Genomic DNA, 2921 nt, shown 5'->3' on the forward strand with positions numbered 1-2921 from the left:
CCGGCGTGAGGCGCCGGCGCGAGCCGGCGGGGCCGGCACGTGGTCGACGTCCGCGAGCGCCGCCCGCACCTTGCCCAGGATCTCCTCGCGCGCGCTCATCGGCGGCCTCCGTCCGTGCGCTTCCACCAGCGGCGGAACGACTCCTGCGGCGCGTCCGGCAGGTCGCGCGCGTCCGTCCACTTCCTCACGCCCACCGGCGGGCCAGCCGGATGCCGACGCCGGTGAACCGCTCCCCCGCGCCGAGCAGGCGCGAGCGCGACAGCGCGACCGCGGCCCCCTTGAACGCCACCGCCTCGGGCTTGGGGACGCCGCCGCGGTGGGCGTCGACGACCTTGGCGCGCTGGTCGACGAGCACCGACGGGATGTCGATGCGCACCGGGCACACCTCGAAGCAGGCGCCGCACAGCGAGGACGCGTAGGGCAGCGAGTCGACCTGGTCGTCGTGCCCGACGCCCTTGAGCAGCGGGTTGAGGATCGCGCCGATCGGGCCGGGGTAGACCGAGCCGTAGGCGTGCCCGCCGGTGCGCTCGTAGACCGGGCACACGTTGAGGCAGGCCGAGCAGCGGATGCAGCGCAGCGCCTGGCGCCCGACCTCGTCGGCCAGCGCGTTGGTGCGTCCGTTGTCGAGCAGGACGACGTGCACCTCCTGCGGCCCGTCGCCGGGCGTGACGCCCGACCACGTGGACGTGTACGGGTTCATCCGCTCGCCCGTGGACGAGCGGGGCAGCAGGCGCAGCAGCGGGTCGAGCTCGTCCCACGTCGAGACGACCTTCTCGATGCCGACGACCGACACCAGCACCTCGGGCAGCGTGAGGCACATGCGTCCGTTGCCCTCGGACTCCACGACCACGAGCGTGCCGCTGTCGGCGACGGCGAAGTTCGCGCCCGAGACGCCGACCTTCGCGCGCAGGAACTTCTCGCGCAGGTGGGCGCGGCCGCGGCGGCCAGCACGGCGGGCTCGTCGGTCAGGTCGTCCGGCGCCGGGCGTCCCGCCTTGGCCATGCCGTCGAGGAAGATCTCGCGGATCTCGGCCCGGTTGCGGTGGATCGCCGGCACCAGGATGTGGCTCGGCAGGTCGTCGCCCAGCTGGACGATGAGCTCGGCCAGGTCGGTCTCCCAGGCGGCGATGCCCTCCTCGGCCAGCGCCTCGTTGAGCCCGATCTCCTGGGTGACCATCGACTTGACCTTGACGACCTCGTCCGCGTCGTGGGCCTTGGCGATGTCGGCCACGATGCGGTTGGCCTCGGCGGCGTCCCGCGCCCAGTGGACGGTCGCGCCGTTCGCGGTCAGGGACGCCTCGAGCCGCTCGAGCTGGACGTCCAGGGTCCGCAGGGCGGCCTCCTTGACGCCCGCCCCGGCCAGGCGCAGCTCCTCCCACTGCTCCACCTCGCCGACGACCGCGGCCCGTTTGGCGCGGATCGTGCCGGTGGCGTGGGCGAGGTTGTGGCGCAGCTGGGCGTCGTCCAGGGCCTCCTTCGCCGCGGTGGGGAACGCGGGCATGCCCACGAACGTGCCGGCGCTCATCGCAGCACCGCCCCCTCGGCCGAGGCGAGGATCTCGGCCAGGTGGACGGTGCGCACACCGGCCTTCTCGCGGGTCATGAGTCCTCCGATGTGGGTGAGGCAGGAGTTGTCGCCGGCCACCAGCACCTCGGCGCCGGTCTCCAGCACGTGGCGCACCTTGTCGGTGCCCATCGCGACGGACGTGTCGGAGTTCTTCACCGCGAACGTGCCGCCGAAGCCGCAGCACTGGTCGGCCCCCGGCAGGTCGACGAGGGTCAGGCCCCGGACGCTCTCGAGCAGCCGCCGCGGCCGGTCGCCGACACCGAGCATGCGCAGCGAGTGGCACGTCGGGTGGTAGGTGACGGTGTGCGGGTAGTACGCGCCGACGTCGGTCACGCCCAGCACGTCGACGAGGAACTCGGACAGCTCGTAGACCTTCGGGGACGTCTCGGCGACCGCCCGCTCCAGCCCGGCGTCGCCGGACCGGCGGGCCACGATGTCGTGCTGGTGCCGGGCCGAGCCCGCGCACGAGCCCGACGGCGTGACGATCGCGTCGTAGCCGGCGAAGGCGTCGACGAACGTCCGCACGACCGGGACGGCCTCGTCGAGGTACCCGGTGTTGACCATCGGCTGGGCGCAGCAGGTCTGCGTCGCCGGGAAGTCGACGTCGACCCCCAGCCGGCGCAGCAGCGAGACCACGGCCTGGCCGGTGCCCGGGTAGAGCGCGTCGTTGATGCACGTGACCATCAGCGCGACTCGCATCGGTCCACCTCCACGGACTAAAACGTTTCAATCACACTGTACCGTGACCGCGGTCACCCCGGTGCGCGGCTCGGCGCACCGGGGTGACGTGTCGTGGGAGGCGCGCGGCTCAGCGCACGCGACGCTCGGCGTACGGCACCAGCCGGACCGGCCCGACCAGGCCGTACGCCTGGCGCGGCGAGCTGCCGTAGACCGCCGGGGTCACGGTGCGCAGGCGGTTGAGCAGCGTGCTGGCCACCTCCACCCCGATGGTGTTGCGGCCCTTGCGCAGCCGGCTCCCGAGGTCGACGGTCGTGTCGAGCACGTCCGCGGCGGGCAGCCGCTTGCCGTTGACCCGGACGCGGAAGGTGTCGTTCACCTCGCCGAGCTCGAGCACGGCGCCGTCCTCGGGCGTCCAGTCCTTGCCCAGGTCGACGGTGGTCGTGTAGACGCCGACGCCGGAGACGTCCTCCAGCCCGGGCACCTGCGACCACGGCGCGAGGGCGTCGAGCCGCACGCGGCGCACGGGCTTGACCGTCGACGTGGCGTCCTTGCCCGGCTGCCAGTCCTCGACGGCCAGGTCCCAGCGGGTCAGGTCGATCGGCTCGCGGACGCGCTCGACCGTCGTGCGGACGGTGCGCCCGTCGGCCAGCGTCTGCTGACCGTCCCCGCCGACGC

Annotated in this window: 3 protein-coding genes and 1 pseudogene; all 4 read right to left on the reverse strand. The window is 73.5% G+C overall.

Going from position 1 to position 2921, the window contains the following annotated elements; translation table 11 throughout:
- Window positions 1-184 precede the first annotated feature (184 nt).
- Window positions 185-1120: an LUD domain-containing protein gene (locus tag AC2W7G_RS12800; protein WP_485868781.1), complete on the reverse strand. Its 936-nt coding sequence runs from the start codon at window positions 1118-1120 to the stop codon at window positions 185-187.
- Window positions 1060-1524 (reverse strand): annotated as a pseudogene (locus AC2W7G_RS12805) (LUD domain-containing protein); the annotation flags it as partial. The gene AC2W7G_RS12800 and the pseudogene AC2W7G_RS12805, both read right to left, overlap by 61 nt.
- Window positions 1521-2264, reverse strand: coding sequence for a (Fe-S)-binding protein (locus AC2W7G_RS12810; RefSeq protein WP_485868779.1), 744 nt, complete (start codon window positions 2262-2264; stop codon window positions 1521-1523). The gene AC2W7G_RS12810 and the pseudogene AC2W7G_RS12805, both read right to left, overlap by 4 nt.
- A 109-nt stretch (window positions 2265-2373) precedes the next feature.
- Window positions 2374-2921 (reverse strand): hypothetical protein (locus tag AC2W7G_RS12815; RefSeq protein WP_485868780.1); only part of this gene is annotated, 548 nt, incomplete at its 5' end.

The sequence above is a fragment of the Aeromicrobium sp. PFPM2_SD2 genome (assembly GCF_057364525.1).

Coding starts and splice junctions, on each gene's coding strand:
- AC2W7G_RS12810 (WP_485868779.1), bottom strand. CDS start 2,264: ATGCGAGTCGCGCTGATGGTCACGTGCATCAACGACGCGCTCTACCCG.